This window comes from Agrobacterium sp. 33MFTa1.1 (assembly GCF_004328495.1).
Lineage (GTDB): Bacteria > Pseudomonadota > Alphaproteobacteria > Rhizobiales > Rhizobiaceae > Agrobacterium > Agrobacterium pusense.
The window spans coordinates 2,517,501-2,536,363 of the sequence record NZ_CP036358.1; the positions used below are offsets into that span (position 1 = coordinate 2,517,501).

Sequence of the window (18,863 nt, forward strand, 5' to 3'; positions counted from 1 at the left end):
TCAACCGAGACTCCGCAAGTAGTGGCGAGCGAACGCGGACCAGGCCAGTGGCAATGATGAATAAAGCGGAACGATCTGGAAAGGTCGGCCATAGAGGGTGATAGCCCCTTACGCGTAGAACAGTCATTGTCCTTGAGTAGGGCGGGACACGTGAAATCCTGTCTGAACATGGGGAGACCACTCTCCAAGCCTAAGTACTCGTGCATGACCGATAGCGAACAAGTACCGTGAGGGAAAGGTGAAAAGCACCCCGACGAGGGGAGTGAAATAGAACCTGAAACCGGATGCCTACAAACAGTCGGAGCCCGCAAGGGTGACGGCGTACCTTTTGTATAATGGGTCAACGACTTAGTGTAACTAGCAAGCTTAAGCCGGTAGGTGTAGGCGCAGCGAAAGCGAGTCTGAATAGGGCGATTGAGTTAGTTGCATTAGACCCGAAACCGAGTGATCTAGCCATGAGCAGGCTGAAGGTTGGGTAACACCAACTGGAGGGCCGAACCCATAACTGTTGCAATAGTTCGGGATGACTTGTGGCTAGGGGTGAAAGGCCAATCAAACTCGGAAATAGCTGGTTCTCCGCGAAATCTATTTAGGTAGAGCGTCGACCGAATACCCTCGGGGGTAGAGCACTGGATGGGCTATGGGGACTCACCGTCTTACTGATCCTAACCAAACTCCGAATACCGAGGAGTACTAGTCGGCAGACACACGGCGGGTGCTAACGTCCGTCGTGAAAAGGGCAACAACCCTGACCTCCAGCTAAGGTCCCCAAGTCATGGCTAAGTGGGAAAGGATGTGAGGATCCCAAAACAACCAGGATGTTGGCTTAGAAGCAGCCATCATTTAAAGAAAGCGTAACAGCTCACTGGTCTAAATAAGGGTCTTTGCGCCGAAAATGTAACGGGGCTAAAGCCATGCACCGAAGCTGAGGATTTGCAGCAATGCAAGTGGTAGCGGAGCGTTCCGTAAGTCTGTGAAGGCGGACCCGTGAGGGCTGCTGGAGATATCGGAAGTGCGAATGTTGACATGAGTAACGATAAAGGGAGTGAGAGACTCCCTCGCCGAAAGACCAAGGGTTCCTGCTTAAAGTTAATCTGAGCAGGGTTAGCCGGCCCCTAAGACGAGGCGGACACGCGTAGTCGATGGGAACCACGTTAATATTCGTGGGCCTGGTGGTAGTGACGGATCTCGTGTGTTGTTCAACCTTATTGGATTGGTTGGGCGGCGAAGAGGTTCCAGGAAATAGCTCCACCGTATAGACCGTACCCGAAACCGACACAGGTGGTCAGGTAGAGTATACCAAGGCGCTTGAGAGAACTATGTTGAAGGAACTCGGCAAATTGCACGCGTAACTTCGGAAGAAGCGTGACCCTTTTGTACGCAAGTATGATGGGGTGGCACAGACCAGGGGGTAGCGACTGTTTATCAAAAACACAGGGCTCTGCGAAGTAGCAATACGACGTATAGGGTCTGACGCCTGCCCGGTGCTGGAAGGTTAAAGGGAGGGGTGCAAGCTCTGAACTGAAGCCCCAGTAAACGGCGGCCGTAACTATAACGGTCCTAAGGTAGCGAAATTCCTTGTCGGGTAAGTTCCGACCTGCACGAATGGCGTAACGACTTCCCCGCTGTCTCCAACATAGACTCAGTGAAATTGAATTCCCCGTGAAGATGCGGGGTTCCTGCGGTCAGACGGAAAGACCCCGTGCACCTTTACTATAGCTTTACACTGGCATTCGCCAAGGCATGTGTAGGATAGGTGGTAGGCTTTGAAGCAGGGACGCCAGTTTCTGTGGAGCCATCCTTGAAATACCACCCTTATCTTCGTGGATGTCTAACCGCGGTCCGTTATCCGGATCCGGGACAGTGTATGGTGGGTAGTTTGACTGGGGCGGTCGCCTCCGAAAGAGTAACGGAGGCGCGCGATGGTTAGCTCAGACCGGTCGGAAATCGGTCGTCGAGTGCAATGGCATAAGCTAGCCTGACTGCGAGACTGACAAGTCGAGCAGAGACGAAAGTCGGTCATAGTGATCCGGTGGTCCCGTGTGGAAGGGCCATCGCTCAACGGATAAAAGGTACGCCGGGGATAACAGGCTGATGACCCCCAAGAGTCCATATCGACGGGGTTGTTTGGCACCTCGATGTCGACTCATCGCATCCTGGGGCTGGAGCAGGTCCCAAGGGTATGGCTGTTCGCCATTTAAAGCGGTACGTGAGTTGGGTTCAGAACGTCGTGAGACAGTTCGGTCCCTATCTGCCGTGGGTGTAGGAATATTGACAGGATCTGTCCCTAGTACGAGAGGACCGGGATGGACGTATCTCTGGTGGATCTGTTGTCCTGCCAAGGGCATAGCAGAGTAGCTATATACGGAATGGATAACCGCTGAAGGCATCTAAGCGGGAAACCAACCTGAAAACGAGTGTTCCCTATCAGAGCCGTGGAAGACGACCACGTTGATAGGACGGGTGTGGAAGCACAGCAATGTGTGAAGCTTACCGTTACTAATAGCTCGATCGACTTCTTCGTTCCCATTGTTCATGCTCATCAAGCGAAGCTTGATGATCTGTTCTGTCTTCACGCTGACGTGGCCTTCGGCCACTACGCTGCAGACGGCGCGCCAAACGATTGGCGACGGACTAGCGCCCTGTATGGGCGCCACGCTCGACCTCGAGCAAGGCAACATACGGATAAGTCACAGAAACGACGTGTAAATTAAATAGAGCCTTGAGCTCTCCAGCTTCTCGAAAACAACGTTCATGTGAAAACATGAACAATGTTGCGTTTTGCCGACCTGGTGGTTATCGCGGGGCGGCTGCACCCGTTCCCATTCCGAACACGGCCGTGAAACGCCCCAGCGCCAATGGTACTTCGTCTCAAGACGCGGGAGAGTAGGTCGCTGCCAGGTCTGCAAAACGCATCAAAATCTTCTCATCACATCCCTCGGCCCAGCCGAAAAAAAAGGGCCGCCAAAAGCGGCCTTTTGCAGTTTAAGACAAAACTTAAGGAAAACGCCAAGTGCGTCCCTTACAGGAGATAAATTGCTCCGCAATTTACTCCGGCAAAGATCCGTCGTCGCTAAAGCAACGACGTAACCGCGACATTCGGCCTTGCCGAATGCGCTGGACGCGGGGTGGAGCAGCCCGGTAGCTCGTCAGGCTCATAACCTGAAGGCCGCAGGTTCAAATCCTGCCCCCGCAACCAAAATTACGAAGAAAGCAAACACGAAAGCCCTCTCCCAAAAGAGGGCTTTATTGCGTTTCGGGCATAGCTCAACGATAGCACAAATCCGCCCCCGAGCACCCGGGGCAAGTGGGTGCACCCAAACACAGTCGAACACTCCGAAAACAACCCGGCTTCACAAAGTCCCGGATGCACCCTGGCCCGAAGCCGTGCAATCTGAAGCCATACAGGAAGCCGCTCGTTCCAGGCGTCCCTCCGGGGAGGACCCGACCGGATGGCTTGTGATGTTGGCGTGCCTCAAGCGGTTTCTGTACGCCAACGCCTGACGCAGCTTCTGTCTTAGCGGCCAATTCCACATTCGGGATTGCCATGGAACCGAAACTGGCGATGATACGCCATCCTCGAGACACAGAAGAAGAAGCCGTGAACGACGATCCGTTGCAAATCCTCAAGACCGTTTACGGCTATGACAGCTTCCGTGGGCGACAGGCGGAAATCATTCGGCATGTCACGTCCGGAAACAACGCCTTCGTGCTGATGCCGACGGGTGGCGGAAAGTCACTGTGTTACCAGATTCCGGTGCTCGCCCGCAAAGGCATGGGGCTGATCGTCTCGCCGCTGATCGCGTTGATGGTCGATCAGGTGGCGGCGCTTCGGCAGGCCGGCGTGCGGGCCGAGGCACTCAACTCCGACCTTTCGCCAGAAGAGCGGCGGGCGCTCTGGCAGGCCATGCGCTCCGGAAATGTCGATATTCTCTATGCTGCGCCGGAAACCCTTCTCAAACCGGAAGTTCTCGAGGCACTTCAATCCATTGATCTGTCGCTGATCGCTGTCGATGAGGCTCACTGCCTTTCGCAATGGGGGCACGACTTCCGTCCGCCCTATCGCCAACTCGATCTGCTTATCGAGCGTTTTCCGAATACGCCGCGCATGGCGCTGACGGCAACAGCCGACGAACCTACCCGCGCCGAAATCCTCGGCCATCTGGATATCAAAGAGGACGATGCCTTCATCGCGGGTTTCGATCGTCCCAATATCCGCTACGCGATCATGGAAAAGGATAATCCCCGCGCTCAGCTCAGACGTTTTCTGAAAGACCGGGAAGACCAAAGCGGCATCGTTTACTGCCTGTCGAAACGCAAGGTCGAGGAAACGGCCGCCTGGCTGCGCGAAGAAGGACGTGACGCACTGCCTTATCATGCCGGCATGGACAAAGCCGCGCGGGAGGAGAACCAGACCCGTTTCCAGCACGGCGAAGCCGTCATCATCGTCGCGACGGTTGCCTTCGGCATGGGCATCGACAAACCGGACGTACGTTTTGTCGTCCATATTGATCTGCCCGGCAGCATTGAAGCCTATTATCAGGAGACCGGCCGCGCAGGCCGTGATGGTCTCCCGTCCGACGTGCTCATGCTCTACGGTTATGAAGACATTGCGTTGCGTAATCGTTTCATCGAGGAATCGGACGCCGCGGATCAGCGCAAACATATGGAGCGGCAGAAGCTCGACGCGCTGCTCGGTCTTGCGGAGACGGCAAGCTGCCGCAGGCAGATATTGCTTTCCTATTTCGGCGACAGATGCGAGCCATGCGGCAATTGCGATACATGCGCGGAGCCGCCGGATCTGTTCGACGGCGCCATAGCCGCCCAAAAACTGCTTTCCTGTATTTACCGCACCGGAGAAAGATTCGGACAAGCCTATGTCATCCGCGTCCTGCTGGGCCTCGAAGACGAAAGGATTTCCCGATTCGGGCATGATCGCATAACCACTTATGGCATCGGTAAGGAGCACGACAATCGCACCTGGCGCGCCATTCTTCGCCAGCTGGTCGCGTTGCGACTAATTGATGTCGATTTGTCCGGACACGGCGGATTGTCCATTTCCGCCGACGGGAGGCAGTTCCTGCGTGAAAAACCGTCGCTGATGCTGAGAATACCATCTGCGCCCCGGCAGCAGGCGCCGCGAAACGCCGCATCTGCCGCCCTGCCAGACGCTGACCGCGGCCTCTTCGAGGTTCTGCGCGCAAAACGCATGGAAATCGCCCGCGCACAGAACGTTCCGCCTTATGTGATTTTTCACGATAAGACGCTCATCGAGCTTGCCGCCGCAAAACCGGTCTCCGTGAAGGAGATGGCGCAGATTCCAGGCGTGGGGGATACCAAACTGGAACGTTACGGTCCGGCCTTTCTTGAGGCGATCATGCAGCATGCCGCCAGCGACTGACCGGCCGACACCCAGAGGAAATCCCGTCAGAAAAAAGTCACATGAGCCGGGTCAGCCGGTCGTGTCTTTAAACAGAACGTTCTGATCGATGAGGTAACGGGAAAACAAGGGCAGGCTGGCGCCACCGATTGCACGCGCCTGGCTGCCGACGGCGCCTTCGACGATCTCCGGCAGCGTGACGCCCTGAAGATCGTGGCGTTTGAGCGCCTCCCGGGTGGCGGCAACGATCCTTGTCCTGACCCAGTCCGGAAAGCCGCCATCAATGATGACGCTGGAAAAATCGATGATGGATGCTGCGGCGATGACAGCCTGGGCTAGGGCTGCCGCAGTTTTTCCGATCCAGCTTTCCAGCGGTTCGCCAAAATCGATCCATTCGTCGGGCGAGAACCAGAGGGGGCGCGGATCGATGCCTCTTTCGCGCAGCATGTTCTCAAGAACGAAGATGGATGCGATTTTGAGGAGCTGAACGGTATTACCATCCTCCCCCTGGACGGGCAGTGGGCCGATTGCGCCTGCGGTACCGGTCTTTCCAGAAAATAGCGCTGAATTCAGGACAACGCCGCCGCCTATGAAGGAGCCGATAAAGACGTAGAGAAAATCGGTATAATTCTGGCCCGCACCAAATACCAGTTCAGCACCGCAGGCGCTGGTTGCGTCATTCTGCAGAAACACCGGGTAGCTGACGTTTTCGGCGATGCCCGCCCGAATATCGACATCCCGCCACCGTTCCATCTCAATCTGCGGCGCCCCGACCTCCTGCGCCCAGTTCCAGAGTTCGAACGGGGCGGCGATACCCACACCGGCTATTTTCTGCCGTTCTGCGGGGGAAAGCTTCGATTCCAGTTCGGCCATACCCTCGATCACGAAGGGCAATATCCATTCCGGCAGCGGATAGGGGTAGGTCCTGCGAAGCTTGAGCCTGATGTGGCCGACAAAATCCATCAACACCAGATCGACGCTGCGCCGGCCGATCTTGACACCGAAGGAGAACACGGCGTCGGGATTGAGGCGCATTGGGGTCGATGGTTGGCCGACCCTGCCGCGCAGCCTTTCGCCGCGGATGAGAAGTCCGTCCTTTTCGAGTGAGCGCATGATAACCGAAACGGTCTGCGCGGAGAGACCGCAAAGTCTGGCAATTTCGGCTTTTGACAACCCGCCATGGCGGCGAACGAGGGAGAGCACAAGCCGCTCGTTATAAGCGCGCACACCGATCTGGTTGGCGCCACCGCTCATATCCATGGTAGTGGGCGGCGCTTGCTGCGCCGTCTCGACAGATTGTCTCATAATGTCATCCTCCCGCCTTCCATATCTGCCGCGGCCGATACAGCTGGCTTTATGGCAATCTTGCTATCGCAACGTAAACGTCATTGGCGATATTCCTCCATGCCGGGCCTCAGAATGCCACACAGAATTAATAATTCAATCGGATTTATTTATTGACAGCCGTTTCCTTTGGTGGTTCCATCGGAGCTAACGATCATTGTTCTCGGAGGAGACGAGATCGTCGGGTAGCCGAATAGGTGCTCAAATATCCATTGGGAGGATCTCATGAAGACCACTGTTTCCGCTCTTCTGGGCGCGCTTGCGCTTGGCGTTTCTTTCGCTTCCGCCGCTTCCGCCGCCGACACATCTGTTTGCCTCATCACCAAGACCGACACCAATCCATTCTTCGTCAAGATGAAGGAAGGCGCGACTGCCAAGGCCAAGGAGCTTGGTGTGACGCTGAAATCCTACGCAGGCAAGATCGACGGCGATTCCGAAAGCCAGGTCGCAGCGATCGAGACCTGCATCGCCGATGGCGCCAAAGGTATTCTGATCACAGCATCGGATACCAAAGGCATCGTTCCGGCCGTGCAAAAGGCACGTGATGCGGGGCTTCTGGTCATTGCCCTCGACACGCCTCTGGAGCCTGTCGATGCCGCTGATTCCACCTTCGCAACCGACAATCTTCTGGCTGGCGAACTGATCGGTAAGTGGGCCGCCGGCACGCTGGGCGACAAGGCCAAGGACGCAAAAATCGCCTTCCTCAACCTCACCCCTTCCCAGCCGACTGTGGATGTGCTGCGCAACCAGGGCTTCATGAAGGGCTTTGGCATTGATGTGAAGGACATCAACAAGATCGGTGACGAGAACGACCCGCGTATCGTGGGCCACGATGTCACCAATGGTAACGAGGAAGGCGGCCGTGCGGCGATGGAGAATCTGCTGCAGAAGGACCCGACCATCAATGTTGTCCACACCATCAACGAACCTGCGGCTGCCGGCGCTTATGAGGCGCTGAAGGCCGTCGGCCGCGAAAAGGACGTGCTGATCGTTTCCGTCGATGGCGGTTGCCCGGGCGTCAAGAACGTCGCGGAGGGCGTTATCGGCGCGACCTCGCAGCAATATCCGCTGTTGATGGCGGCGCTTGGCGTCGAAGCCGTCAAGAAGTTTGCGGACACGGGTGAAAAGCCGAAGCCGACAGCAGGCAAGAACTTTGTCGACACCGGCGTGACGCTGGTAACCGACAAGCCGGTCAAGGGCCTCGACTCGATCGATACGAAGGAAGGTCTCAACAAATGCTGGGGCTGATGCCTCACCGTTGAAACCCGCGGGGGCATTCGTGCCCCCGCCCTTGGGCCAGAATGAATATCAGGCACGATCCGGGGGATCGGACAAAGGAACAAACGAGCGCGTTGCGCGCCCTTCGGGGATGACAAAGGCCGCTTCAACACTTTGAAATCTACGCATCACTCTCTTTGGAGATAGACCTCGGTGTCAGGGCGGATGCGATGGAGCGATCGGGAGGAAAATCCATGAGCGATCAGCCGGTGCGGGCTCAGCCGCATAATGAATTTGAAAAAGTGCTCTCCGGAAGTTCGACGCAGGTCGCCGCTTTCGATACGCACGACAAGAGCGCGCTGGAAAAATTCCAGCACTTTCTCCATTCCAGCCCGGCGGCAGTGCCGCTTATCGTTCTGGTGCTGTCGCTGATTATTTTCGGCCTGCTCCTCGGCGGCAAGTTTTTCTCGGCCTTTTCGCTGACCCTCATCCTGCAGCAGGTCGCGATCGTCGGCATCGTCGGCGCGGCACAGTCGCTGGTCATCCTGACGGCGGGCATCGACCTTTCGGTCGGCGCGATCATGGTTCTGTCCTCGGTCGTCATGGGGCAGTTCACTTTCCGTTACGGTCTGCCAGCGGAGCTCTCCATTCTCTGTGGTCTCGCCGTTGGCGCATTTTGCGGCTTCATAAACGGCGTTCTGGTTTCGCGCATGCGCCTGCCGCCTTTTATCGTCACGCTTGGCATGTGGCAGATCGTGCTCGCGACCAACTTCCTCTATTCCGCAAATGAGACGATCCGGGCTCAGGACATTGCCCAGCAGGCACCGATCCTGCAATTTTTCGGCGCCAATCTTCGTATAGGCAATGCGGTCTTCACCTACGGCGTCATCGCCATGGTTCTGCTTGTTGCTCTGCTCTGGTATGTCCTGAACCGCACCGCCTGGGGCCGCCATCTTTATGCCGTGGGTGACGATCCGGATGCCGCAGAGCTCGCCGGTGTCAACGTCAAACGTATGCTGACCACTGTTTACACCCTGTCAGGCCTCATCTGCGCCTTTGCCGGTTGGGCTCTCATCGGCCGCATCGGGTCGGTTTCGCCGACTGCTGGCCAATTCGCCAATATCGAATCCATCACGGCGGTGGTTATCGGCGGTCTGTCACTGTTCGGTGGACGCGGCTCCATCATGGGCATGATCTTCGGCGCCCTGATCGTCGGCGTCTTTTCGCTCGGCCTCAGGCTTATTGGGACAGACCCGCAATGGACCTATTTGTTGATCGGCGTCCTCATCATCTTGGCTGTCGCAATCGACCAGTGGATCAGAAAGGTAGCAGGCTGATGACAAAAGAACCCATTCTCACAGCACGCAATCTCGTCAAGCGCTATGGCCGTGTGACGGCCCTCGATCACGCCGATTTCGATCTCTACCCGGGCGAAATCCTGGCCGTGATCGGCGACAACGGCGCGGGAAAATCCTCTCTCATCAAGGCGATTTCCGGCGCGGTTACGCCCGATGAGGGGGAAATCCGGCTGGAGGGCCAGCCTGTGCAGTTCCGTTCGCCGATTGAGGCGCGCAAGGCGGGTATTGAGACCGTCTATCAAAACCTGGCCTTGTCTCCAGCACTTTCCATAGCCGACAATATGTTTCTTGGCCGGGAAATCCGTAAGCCTGGCATACAGGGCAGCCTCTTCCGCGCGCTGGATCGTCCGGCCATGGAAAAATTCGCCCGCGAAAAACTGTCGGAACTCGGCCTGATGACGATCCAGAACATCAATCAGGCGGTGGAAACCCTCTCTGGCGGTCAGCGCCAGGGCGTCGCGGTGGCACGTGCAGCCGCCTTCGGTTCCAAGGTCGTGATCCTTGACGAACCGACTGCCGCGCTTGGGGTAAAGGAAAGCCGCCGTGTCCTGGAACTTATTCTCGACGTGCGTTCCCGCGGCCTGCCGATCGTTCTGATTTCGCATAACATGCCGCATGTTTTCGAGGTTGCCGACCGCATCCATATCCATCGGCTTGGCAAGCGCCTGTGCGTCATCAATCCGAAGGACTATTCCATGTCGGATGCCGTCGCCTTCATGACCGGTGCCAAGGAAGCACCGAAGGAAACGCTCGCCGCATGACGCTGAAGCTTGAGACGATCGTCGAAGAGGTTTTTCAGCGGGCAGAAGGCCACTCCCGTTTCATCGTCGCGATTGCCGGTCCCCCTGGGGCCGGCAAATCCACGTTGGCGGATGCTCTTTGCGACGCCTTGCGCGCACGGGGCGAAACGGCCGCCATTCTGCCCATGGACGGCTTCCATATGGACAATGGCATCCTCGAAGAGCGAGGACTGCTGCCAAGGAAGGGTGCGCCGGAAACATTCGATGTGCGTGGCTTCCTCGATATCGTCTCCGCCGTTCGCAAGGGCGGGCAGGAGGTGCTTGTCCCGGTGTTTGATCGCTCCCGTGAAATCGCCATTGCGTCTGCCCGTGCGATTGCTCCGGAAACACGCTTCATCCTCGCCGAGGGCAATTATCTGCTGCTGAACGAAGCGCCCTGGACAAACCTTTCCGGAAGCTTTGATCTCACTATCTTCGTGGGTCCGTCCGTCGCGGTGCTGGAAGAGAGGCTGCGAAACAGATGGCTGGGTTATGGTCTCGATGCAGCTCAGATCCACGCCAAGCTTTTCGCAAACGATCTTCCCAACGGGAAAAGGGTGATCGAAAACGCCCGTCCCGCCGATATCCACATCGATATCTGGGAATAGATTAAGATCTTCATCTCCCGCGCGGTGTGTCCGGCCCGCCGTTAAGTCATTGTTGACCATGTGTTGAATCTTTTTGATCCACAGGGCGGGGCTTTTGTGTGTCTATTTATTGACGAGAAAATTTCCTCATATACTATATGTGGTGTTCGAGGTTCTTCCGATTCGCAAGGATTGGGAGCTAAGACGGGAATTCGGTGCGTGACGCCATCGTGGTGAAGCAAGGCCGAAACTGCCCCCGCAACTGTAAGCGGCGAGCATCGTTCCGATTTGAGTCACTGGAGCTGAGCGCTCCGGGAAGGCCGGAATAGATGTTGTGACCCGCAAGTCAGGAGACCTGCCTTGAGCGCAAACGTCCACGGGCGGGGTGTCCGGAGGAAGGTGTAGACGCAGATGATTTGCGTGCGCCCTTTTCTGCCCCCTCCAGAACAAGCTTCGGGGTGAAGTCATGCCAGTGCATATTTTTGAGTTGCTACGCTCATCTGCGTAGGGAGTGATTTTCTGCGGCTTTCAGCAGTTCCAGGAGAACCAGTCGGAGTTTCCGAGAAAACTCCGAGAGAGCACGCCCTACCTGAATGACAAAACCACCGCCGCCCGATTGCGATTGCAATCGGCAACGCTTTGCCGCGTCCAAAATAGCTTCGAAAGGGAAATTATGACCATCACCGTTTACAGCAAACCCGCCTGCGTCCAGTGCACCGCCACCTATCGCGCACTCGACCGCATAGGCGTTCCCTATGAGATCGTCGATATTTCCGAAGATGCTGACGCTCTCGATCATGTCCGTGGTCTCGGTTACATGCAGGTTCCGGTGGTGGTTGCCGGTGAACGCCATTGGGCGGGGTTCCGGCCGGACATGATCGGCTCGATCGGCTGAGGCGGCAGGCGATGGGTCTGATCGTCTATTATTCCAGTCGTTCCGAAAACACCCATCGTTTCCTTCTGAAACTGGGGCGGCGGTTGCTTCGCCTGCCGCTCGGCGCTGAGGATGACGTGCCTCAGGTGTCGGAACCCTATGTGCTCGTCACACCCACCTATGGCGGCGGCGGCACCAAGGGTGCCGTGCCGAAGCCGGTCATCCGGTTTTTAAACGAACCCTCCAACCGCAATCTCATTCGCGGCGTCATCGCGGCGGGAAACACCAATTTTGGCGCAGCTTTCGCATCCGCCGGAGACATCGTCTCGCGCAAATGCGCAGTGCCGTTTCTCTATCGCTTCGAGCTTCTCGGCACTGAGGAGGATGTCGCCAACGTCAAACATGGATTGGAACGATTTTGGACACGCTGACCGCTAGCACGCTGCGCAAGGACACCAAACAGCCAACAGCCGCAAGCCAGACGCCGCTCGATGCAGGCCTGGACTACCACGCGCTGAACGCGATGTTGAACCTTTATGACGAGAACGGAAAAATCCAGCTCGACAAGGATCGTCTTGCTGCCCGTCAATATTTCCTCCAGCACGTCAACCAGAACACGGTGTTTTTCCATAACCTCAGGGAAAAGCTCGATTATCTGGTAGCGGAGGGTTACTACGAACAGGAGGTGCTGGACCAGTATTCCTTCAATTTCGTTCGTGACCTCTATGACGAGGCCTATGCCCGGAAGTTTCGCTTTCCGACCTTCCTCGGTGCGTTCAAATATTACACCTCCTACACGCTGAAGACCTTCGACGGAAAACGTTATCTGGAGCGTTACGAGGATCGCGTCTGCATGGTGGCGCTTTCCCTTGCGCGCGGTGATGAGCAGCTGGCACGCAATCTGGTCGACGAGATCATTTCCGGCCGCTTCCAGCCGGCGACCCCGACGTTCCTGAACGCGGGCAAGAAGAGCCGCGGCGAGCTGGTCTCCTGTTTCCTGCTGCGCGTGGAAGACAATATGGAAAGCATCGGCCGCTCCATCAATTCGGCGCTGCAGCTCTCCAAGCGCGGTGGCGGCGTTGCCCTTTCACTGACCAATATTCGCGAGGCTGGCGCGCCGATCAAACAGATCGAAAACCAGTCCTCCGGTGTCATACCCGTGATGAAGCTGCTGGAAGATTCGTTTTCCTATGCCAACCAGCTCGGCGCCCGCCAGGGTGCGGGTGCTGTCTATCTGCATGCCCACCACCCCGACATCATGCGTTTCCTCGATACCAAGCGTGAAAACGCCGACGAAAAAATCCGCATCAAGACCCTGTCGCTCGGCGTCGTCATCCCCGACATCACCTTCGAGCTCGCCCGCAACAACGAGGATATGTATCTGTTCTCTCCCTATGATGTGGAGCGGGTCTACGGCGTGCCCTTCACCGAAATCTCGGTGACGGAAAAATACCACGAGATGGTCGCCGACAGCCGCATCCGCAAGAAGAAGATCAAGGCGCGCGAATTCTTCCAGGTGATCGCCGAAATCCAGTTCGAGAGCGGTTATCCCTACATCATGTTTGAGGATACGGTGAACCGCGCCAATCCGATTGCCGGTCGCATCAGCATGAGCAATCTCTGCTCGGAAATCCTGCAGGTCAGCGAAGCGAGCGCGTTCAACGCCGATCTCTCCTATAGTCACATGGGCAAGGATATTTCCTGCAATCTCGGTTCATTGAATATCGCCGCGGCAATGGATTCGGCCGATTTCGGCAAGACCATTGAAACCTCCATCAGGGCACTGACGGCGGTGGCGGACATGAGCCACATCTCCTCCGTTCCGTCTGTTGAAAAGGGAAATGACGAAAGCCATGCCATCGGGCTCGGTCAGATGAACCTGCACGGTTATCTGGCGCGCGAGCGCATCTTTTATGGCTCGGAGGAAGGCATAGATTTCACCAATATCTATTTCTACACCGTGACGTATCACGCTATCCGCGCCAGCAACCGGCTGGCGGTGGAAAGAGGCCAGAGCTTCAAGGGCTTTGAAAACTCCAAATATGCCTCGGGCGAATATTTCGACAAATATACCGACCGGGAATGGTTGCCCGCGACGGAGAAGGTCCGCGACTTGTTCGAAAAGGCCGGTATCGCCATTCCGACCCAGGAAGACTGGAAGGTCTTGAAGCAGGAGGTCATGGCATCAGGCCTCTATAACCAGAACCTTCAGGCCGTGCCGCCGACAGGCTCGATCTCCTATATCAACCACTCCACATCCTCCATTCATCCGATCGTTTCGAAGATTGAAATCCGTAAAGAGGGCAAGATCGGCCGAGTTTATTACCCGGCTTCTTATCTCTCGAACGACAATCTCGAGTATTACCAGGATGCCTATGAGATTGGCCCTGAAAAGATCATCGACACCTATGCGGCGGCTACCCAGCATGTCGATCAGGGCCTGTCTCTGACGCTGTTCTTCCGTGATACGGCCACGACCCGCGACATCAACCGGGCACAGATTTATGCCTGGAAGAAGGGCATCAAGACCATCTACTACATCCGTTTGCGCCAGATGGCGCTGGAAGGCACGCAGGTTCAGGGCTGCGTTTCCTGCACGCTCTGATTTGAGGGACAAGACAATGAACATCGCCGTAAAACCTGTGTCCCGCATCCGCGCGGTCAACTGGAACCGCATCGAGGACGACAAGGACCTGGAAGTCTGGAACCGCCTGACCTCGAATTTCTGGCTGCCGGAAAAGGTGCCGCTTTCCAACGACATCCCCTCCTGGGGAACACTGAGGCCCGAGGAGCAGAAACTGACGATCCGTGTCTTCACCGGCCTGACATTGCTGGACACAATCCAGAACGGCGTCGGCGCGGTGCGCCTGATGGCGGATTCGGCAACACCGCATGAGGAGGCGGTACTCTCGAATATCTCATTCATGGAGGCGGTGCACGCCCGTTCCTATTCATCGATCTTCTCGACGCTGTGCCTCACGCCTGACGTCGATGATGCCTATCGCTGGTCGGAGGAAAACGAGTTCCTGCAGCGCAAATCCGCGCTGATCATGCGGGAATATGACAGCGGCGATCCGCTGAAGAAAAAGATCGCCAGCGTGTTTCTGGAGAGCTTCCTGTTCTATTCCGGCTTCTATCTGCCGATGTTCTGGTCAAGCCGCGCCAAGCTTACCAACACGGCGGACCTGATCCGCCTGATCATCCGCGACGAGGCCGTGCACGGCTATTATATCGGCTACAAGTTCCAAAGGGCGGTAGACCGCCTTAATGAAAACGAAAGGCAGGAGATCAAGGATTTCGCCTTCGACCTGCTTCTTGAGCTTTACGACAACGAGGCGAAATATACCGAGGACCTCTATGACGGAGTCGGCCTGACCGAGGACGTCAAGCAGTTCCTGCATTACAATGCAAACAAGGCTCTGATGAACCTGGGTTACGAGGCACTGTTTCCCGCCGAGGCTTGCCGGGTCAATCCGGCGATCCTTTCAGCGCTCTCGCCCAATGCAGATGAGAACCACGACTTCTTCTCCGGCTCCGGCTCGTCCTACGTCATCGGCAAGGCGGTCGCGACCGAGGACGAAGACTGGGACTTCTGAAACCTTCGGGTAACCCGCAGTATTTTTACTGCGGGTTCACCACCTGGCTGGCAAGCCGGAAGGGGCTCGATACGGTCGCGCCGATAGCATCGAACACGAAAGCGCCCGCACGGCCGATGCCGTTTTGTCCATTGCCGTTGCGGCTTGCCTCCAGCTGCGGCACGAGTGACGCCAAAGCAGCATAGCGGTCGTGGTTGAGCGGGTCCGACGCCTTCAGCTTGGAAATATCCACGAACTGAACGCCCTCCTTGAGGGCGGCGTCCTGCACCTTCGAATCCGTGACGTCAAGTGCGCCGATCCGCGTGACGTCTGCGCCCAGTATGGAGGAGGCTTTCAGGGCGCGGTCGTCCTTGGAAACCAGAACGGTGAGCGGCGGGTTGAGCCGGCCAACCACCTCGATCTGTTTGCGGAAGACATCGGCATCGATGTCGGGCGCGGCAAGAACCACCTGCAGCTTGGCAATAACGTCGCTTCGCCCCTCGAAACGCAATTGGCGTAGCGCTTCCATGACCAGCCAGCCGCCCATGCTATGGCCGAAAACGACAATGTTCTTGCGTGGAGAACGGCGTGTGAGGTCTGTCAGCAGATTGGCGAGTGCGTCACGGGAGTAGGTCGCCGATTCCTTGTCGGCAACGTAGCCGGCGACATTCGCCTGCGAGGGCCAGGCAAATACCAGCGGCACACCATCCAGATTGGCATCGGCTGCCATCTGCGCTGCCCGGAAAAGCGCTTCCTGATAGCTGTAATTATAGCCATGCACGAAAAGCGCGATCTGCTTGCCGGAGCGGGTGATATCTCCGAGGTCATCGTTGAAACGAGCCTTGCTCAACATCTGCGCCTGTGTGACGACAAAATCCTTCTTCGCGTCGGGTTTGCCGGTCGACCACTCAATGTTTCCACTCTTGTGGGTGGGCGGTATCGAAATGTCGAAGCGGGCATAATTCGGTTCGGCCGCTCTGAGCGCACTGAAGCCCTTTTTGGCCTCCTCGCTTTTTTCGCGCGTGCTTGCCACATAGGCGGTCACGATTTTGGCATCCTTCGCCCTGGTGTCGACCGCTTGCAGCACGTCCGCTCCCGGCCGTCCGGCGCAGGAGGAAAGAAGACCGAGCATGATAAAAAGAGGCAGGAGGAGACGCATGGAAGAGTTACCGGTGATAACGAACCGGCTATAAATAGCCGCCCGCTAAAAAAGTTGCCACTACTGAATAATTCGCATGGTTTCGGCGCTAGGCAATAAACATGGACAAGAGCCGCCTTGCCATTGGGGCAGCTTCGTTTTAGGCCGTAACCATGACGAACAAGGTCTCGCTTTCCCGACTGAAACTCACGGACTTCCGCAACTACGCGGCGGCATCGCTTTCCCTGGATGACCGCCATGTGGTGCTGACCGGCGACAATGGGTCCGGCAAGACCAACCTTCTGGAGGCGGTGTCGTTTCTGTCGCCCGGACGCGGACTTCGCCGCGCGGTTCTGTCCGACGTCACGCGCGTGGGTGCGCAAGCTACCGGCTTTTCGATTTTCGCAGATGTCGATGGCATGGATGGCGAGGTCGCGATCGGCACGGGGATTGAAGGCGATGGCGAGGTGGTGTCGCGCCGGCTGCGGCTGAACGGCACGGCAGTCAAATCCGTCGATGAATTGACCGACCATCTGCGCGTCCTGTGGCTCACCCCCGCCATGGACGGCCTTTTTACAGGCTCATCGTCTGACCGCCGGCGTTTCCTTGACCGACTTGTGCTATCGCTTGATCCCGCCCATGGTCGACGCGCCAGCGATTTTGACAAAGCTATGCGTGGGCGTAACAGACTGCTTTCCGAGGGCCGTTTTGATCCGGTCTGGCTGGATGGTATCGAAAAGCAGATGGCTGAACTCGGCATCTCCATGGCGGTTGCCCGTTATGAGATGCTCGGCCTGCTCCGGAGTTTGATCGAAGGGCGGACGGGCGATGCGGCCTTCCCCTCTGCGACGCTGTCGCTTTCCGGCTTTATGGATGATGGCCTGAACCGTCCCGCCGTCGATCTGGAAGACGAATATGGCTTGATGCTGCGTGAAGGTCGCTACCGGGACGCCGCCGCCGGGCGCACGCTTGATGGGCCGCACCGTGTCGATCTCTTCGTGCGGCATGCGGAAAAGGACATGGAAGCCGAACGCTGTTCGACGGGGGAGCAGAAGGCGCTGCTGGTGGGGCTGGTGCTCGCGCATGCGCAGCTGACCGCCAACATGACGGGTTACGCACCGGTTCTGCTGCTGGACGAGATTGCCGCTCATCTGGACGAGGGCAGGCGGGCGGCATTGTTCGATCTCATCCACGCGCTGGGGGGACAGAGTTTCATGACTGGAACGGATGCGGCCATGTTCTCCGCCCTTGGGGAGCGGGCACAATTCTTCAATGTATCCCACGGGAGCATCACCGTATGAAGGCAAAGAGAGGGAGTGCGACATGGACCCGCTGAGCCCGGAAGAAATAGAACGCTACAAACGCCATATCCTGCTGCCGGAAATCGGCGGTGCAGGCCAGCAACGGCTGAAGGCCGCGCGCGTGCTGGTCATCGGGGCGGGTGGTCTCGGTGCGCCGGTGCTTCATTATCTAGCCGCCGCCGGCGTCGGCACACTCGGCATGATCGACGATGACGTCGTGTCTCTCTCCAACCTTCAGCGCCAGGTGATCCACGATAGCGGGACGATTGGCGAGCAGAAGACGGAAAGTGCCCGAAAGGCCATCGTTCGCCTTAACCCTCATGTGCGTACAATCGTGTACGAAGACCGCTTTTCGCAGGTCTGGGCGCATGATCATTTGCAATCTTTCGATCTCCTGATTGACGGATCGGACAATTTCGACACTCGATATTCCGCAGCGGACGCGGCGGAAACGGCAAAAAGGCCGCTGGTGACGGGCGCCGTTGGCCGTTTTGATGGTTCTGTGACGGTGCTGAAGCCCTATGAAACAAATGCCGACGGCACGTTGCTGCCCGGCTATCGTGACCTGTTTCCCGAGCCGCCGCCGCAGGGGCTCATCCCGAATTGTGCGGAAACAGGGATTGTCGGCGCGCTGACCGGCGTTATCGGCACGCTGATGGCCATGGAGGCGATCAAGCTGATCACCGGTGCCGGCGAACCGCTGATTGGCCGTCTGCTCCTCTATGACGCCCTGTCGGCGCGTTTCGAAACGGTGCGATACAAGCGGCGTCAAGGGACAAAGAAAACATGATGGAAATCAAAAGAATTGGCGACGACTTCGACCGCTGGCATGAATTGCTGGCGCTTATCATGACGTCCTTCGCTTACATGGATGGCGTCATCGACCCACCATCTTCAGCCCATCGCCTGACGCCTGAAAATCTCGCCGAAAAGGCAAGGGCGGAGATTGCTTTCGTGGTTTTGGACGGGAATGACCTGCTGGGCTGCCTTTTCTGCAGGCCGGAGCCGCCATCCTGTCTTTACGTCGGCAAATTGTGCGTTTCCCCGAAAGCGCAGGGAAAGGGCATCGGTAAAATGTTACTGGCGCAAGCCGAGGCCTTGGCCCGTGAACTGGCGCTGCCGGCGCTACGGCTGGAAACCCGGATTGAGCTTGTCGCCAATCATGCAAAGTTCGGGGCTTGGGGTTTCGTCAAGACGGCAGAAAATGCCCATGCGGGATATGATCGCACGACCTCGATCGAGATGACCAAGATCCTCGGCTGAAGCGACTCCCCTCCGGCGCGATTGACAAGAACCGGGAGGTCCGATC

The 18,863-nt window shown here is 57.2% G+C and carries 14 protein-coding genes, 1 tRNA gene, 2 rRNA genes and 1 riboswitch (1 of these 18 only partly in view); of the genes, 15 read left to right on the top strand and 2 right to left on the bottom strand.

Annotated elements, in window-relative coordinates; genetic code table 11:
* The 4 genes from EYD00_RS12555 to recQ all read left to right on the top strand — a co-directional run.
* Positions 1–2,524 (top strand): 23S ribosomal RNA (locus EYD00_RS12555); it begins 275 nt to the left of the window's first position.
* Positions 2,525–2,788: 264 nt separating this feature from the next.
* A 5S ribosomal RNA gene (rrf, locus tag EYD00_RS12560) occupies positions 2,789–2,903 on the top strand.
* Between the two features lie 219 nt (positions 2,904–3,122).
* A tRNA-Met gene (locus EYD00_RS12565) sits at positions 3,123–3,199 on the top strand.
* Between the two features lie 402 nt (positions 3,200–3,601).
* The gene (recQ, locus tag EYD00_RS12570) at positions 3,602–5,401 is read left to right on the top strand and encodes a DNA helicase RecQ (protein ID WP_034496364.1); all 1,800 of its coding nucleotides are present in this window, start codon (positions 3,602–3,604) and stop codon (positions 5,399–5,401) included.
* Positions 5,402–5,452: 51 nt separating this feature from the next.
* On the opposite strand, the gene EYD00_RS12575 is transcribed toward recQ, so the two are convergent.
* On the bottom strand, positions 5,453–6,685 hold the full coding sequence (locus EYD00_RS12575) for an ROK family transcriptional regulator (protein WP_004439004.1): 1,233 nt from the start codon (positions 6,683–6,685) through the stop codon (positions 5,453–5,455).
* Between the two features lie 264 nt (positions 6,686–6,949).
* Between EYD00_RS12575 and EYD00_RS12580 the strand changes: the two genes are divergently transcribed.
* The 8 genes from EYD00_RS12580 (at position 6,950) to nrdF (ending at position 15,136) form a co-directional block, all read left to right on the top strand.
* Positions 6,950–7,972 (top strand): sugar ABC transporter substrate-binding protein, encoded by a 1,023-nt coding sequence (locus EYD00_RS12580; protein WP_004439006.1) that lies wholly within the window; start codon positions 6,950–6,952, stop codon positions 7,970–7,972.
* Between the two features lie 224 nt (positions 7,973–8,196).
* A complete protein-coding gene (locus tag EYD00_RS12585) occupies positions 8,197–9,279 on the top strand; it encodes an ABC transporter permease (RefSeq protein WP_004439008.1) in 1,083 nt (360 codons plus the stop codon).
* On the top strand, positions 9,279–10,061 hold the full coding sequence (locus EYD00_RS12590) for an ATP-binding cassette domain-containing protein (protein WP_004439010.1): 783 nt from the start codon (positions 9,279–9,281) through the stop codon (positions 10,059–10,061). The genes EYD00_RS12585 and EYD00_RS12590 overlap by 1 nt, the downstream gene beginning before the upstream one ends.
* A complete protein-coding gene (locus EYD00_RS12595; protein ID WP_004439011.1) occupies positions 10,058–10,687 on the top strand; it encodes a nucleoside triphosphate hydrolase in 630 nt (209 codons plus the stop codon). The genes EYD00_RS12590 and EYD00_RS12595 overlap by 4 nt, the downstream gene beginning before the upstream one ends.
* Positions 10,688–10,819: 132 nt before the next feature.
* Positions 10,820–11,043, top strand: a riboswitch (cobalamin riboswitch).
* A gap of 296 nt (positions 11,044–11,339) precedes the next feature.
* On the top strand, positions 11,340–11,561 hold the full coding sequence (gene nrdH, locus EYD00_RS12600) for a glutaredoxin-like protein NrdH (protein WP_004439013.1): 222 nt from the start codon (positions 11,340–11,342) through the stop codon (positions 11,559–11,561).
* 11 nt (positions 11,562–11,572) lie between these two features.
* Positions 11,573–11,971 carry a class Ib ribonucleoside-diphosphate reductase assembly flavoprotein NrdI gene (gene nrdI, locus EYD00_RS12605; protein ID WP_004439016.1) on the top strand — a complete coding sequence of 133 codons (399 nt, stop codon included), beginning with the start codon at positions 11,573–11,575 and terminating at the stop codon, positions 11,969–11,971.
* Positions 11,959–14,145 (top strand): class 1b ribonucleoside-diphosphate reductase subunit alpha, encoded by a 2,187-nt coding sequence (gene nrdE / locus EYD00_RS12610; RefSeq protein WP_004439020.1) that lies wholly within the window; start codon positions 11,959–11,961, stop codon positions 14,143–14,145. The genes nrdI and nrdE overlap by 13 nt, the downstream gene beginning before the upstream one ends.
* 16 nt (positions 14,146–14,161) lie before the next feature.
* On the top strand, positions 14,162–15,136 hold the full coding sequence (nrdF, locus tag EYD00_RS12615) for a class 1b ribonucleoside-diphosphate reductase subunit beta (RefSeq protein ID WP_004439022.1): 975 nt from the start codon (positions 14,162–14,164) through the stop codon (positions 15,134–15,136).
* 25 nt (positions 15,137–15,161) lie between these two features.
* Here the strand turns inward: nrdF and EYD00_RS12620 are convergent, their stop codons facing one another.
* A complete protein-coding gene (locus EYD00_RS12620) occupies positions 15,162–16,274 on the bottom strand; it encodes an alpha/beta hydrolase (protein ID WP_004439025.1) in 1,113 nt (370 codons plus the stop codon).
* 152 nt (positions 16,275–16,426) lie between these two features.
* Between EYD00_RS12620 and recF the strand changes: the two genes are divergently transcribed.
* From recF to EYD00_RS12635, 3 genes are read left to right on the top strand one after another with little or no spacing between them, the layout of a single operon-like run.
* Positions 16,427–17,554: a DNA replication/repair protein RecF gene (gene recF, locus EYD00_RS12625; RefSeq protein ID WP_004439028.1), complete on the top strand. Its 1,128-nt coding sequence runs from the start codon at positions 16,427–16,429 to the stop codon at positions 17,552–17,554.
* A gap of 22 nt (positions 17,555–17,576) precedes the next feature.
* The gene (locus EYD00_RS12630) at positions 17,577–18,344 is read left to right on the top strand and encodes a molybdopterin-synthase adenylyltransferase MoeB (protein ID WP_004439030.1); all 768 of its coding nucleotides are present in this window, start codon (positions 17,577–17,579) and stop codon (positions 18,342–18,344) included.
* The gene (locus EYD00_RS12635) at positions 18,341–18,817 is read left to right on the top strand and encodes a GNAT family N-acetyltransferase (RefSeq protein ID WP_004439033.1); all 477 of its coding nucleotides are present in this window, start codon (positions 18,341–18,343) and stop codon (positions 18,815–18,817) included. Before EYD00_RS12630 ends, EYD00_RS12635 begins: the two co-directional genes overlap by 4 nt.
* Positions 18,818–18,863 lie beyond the last annotated feature (46 nt).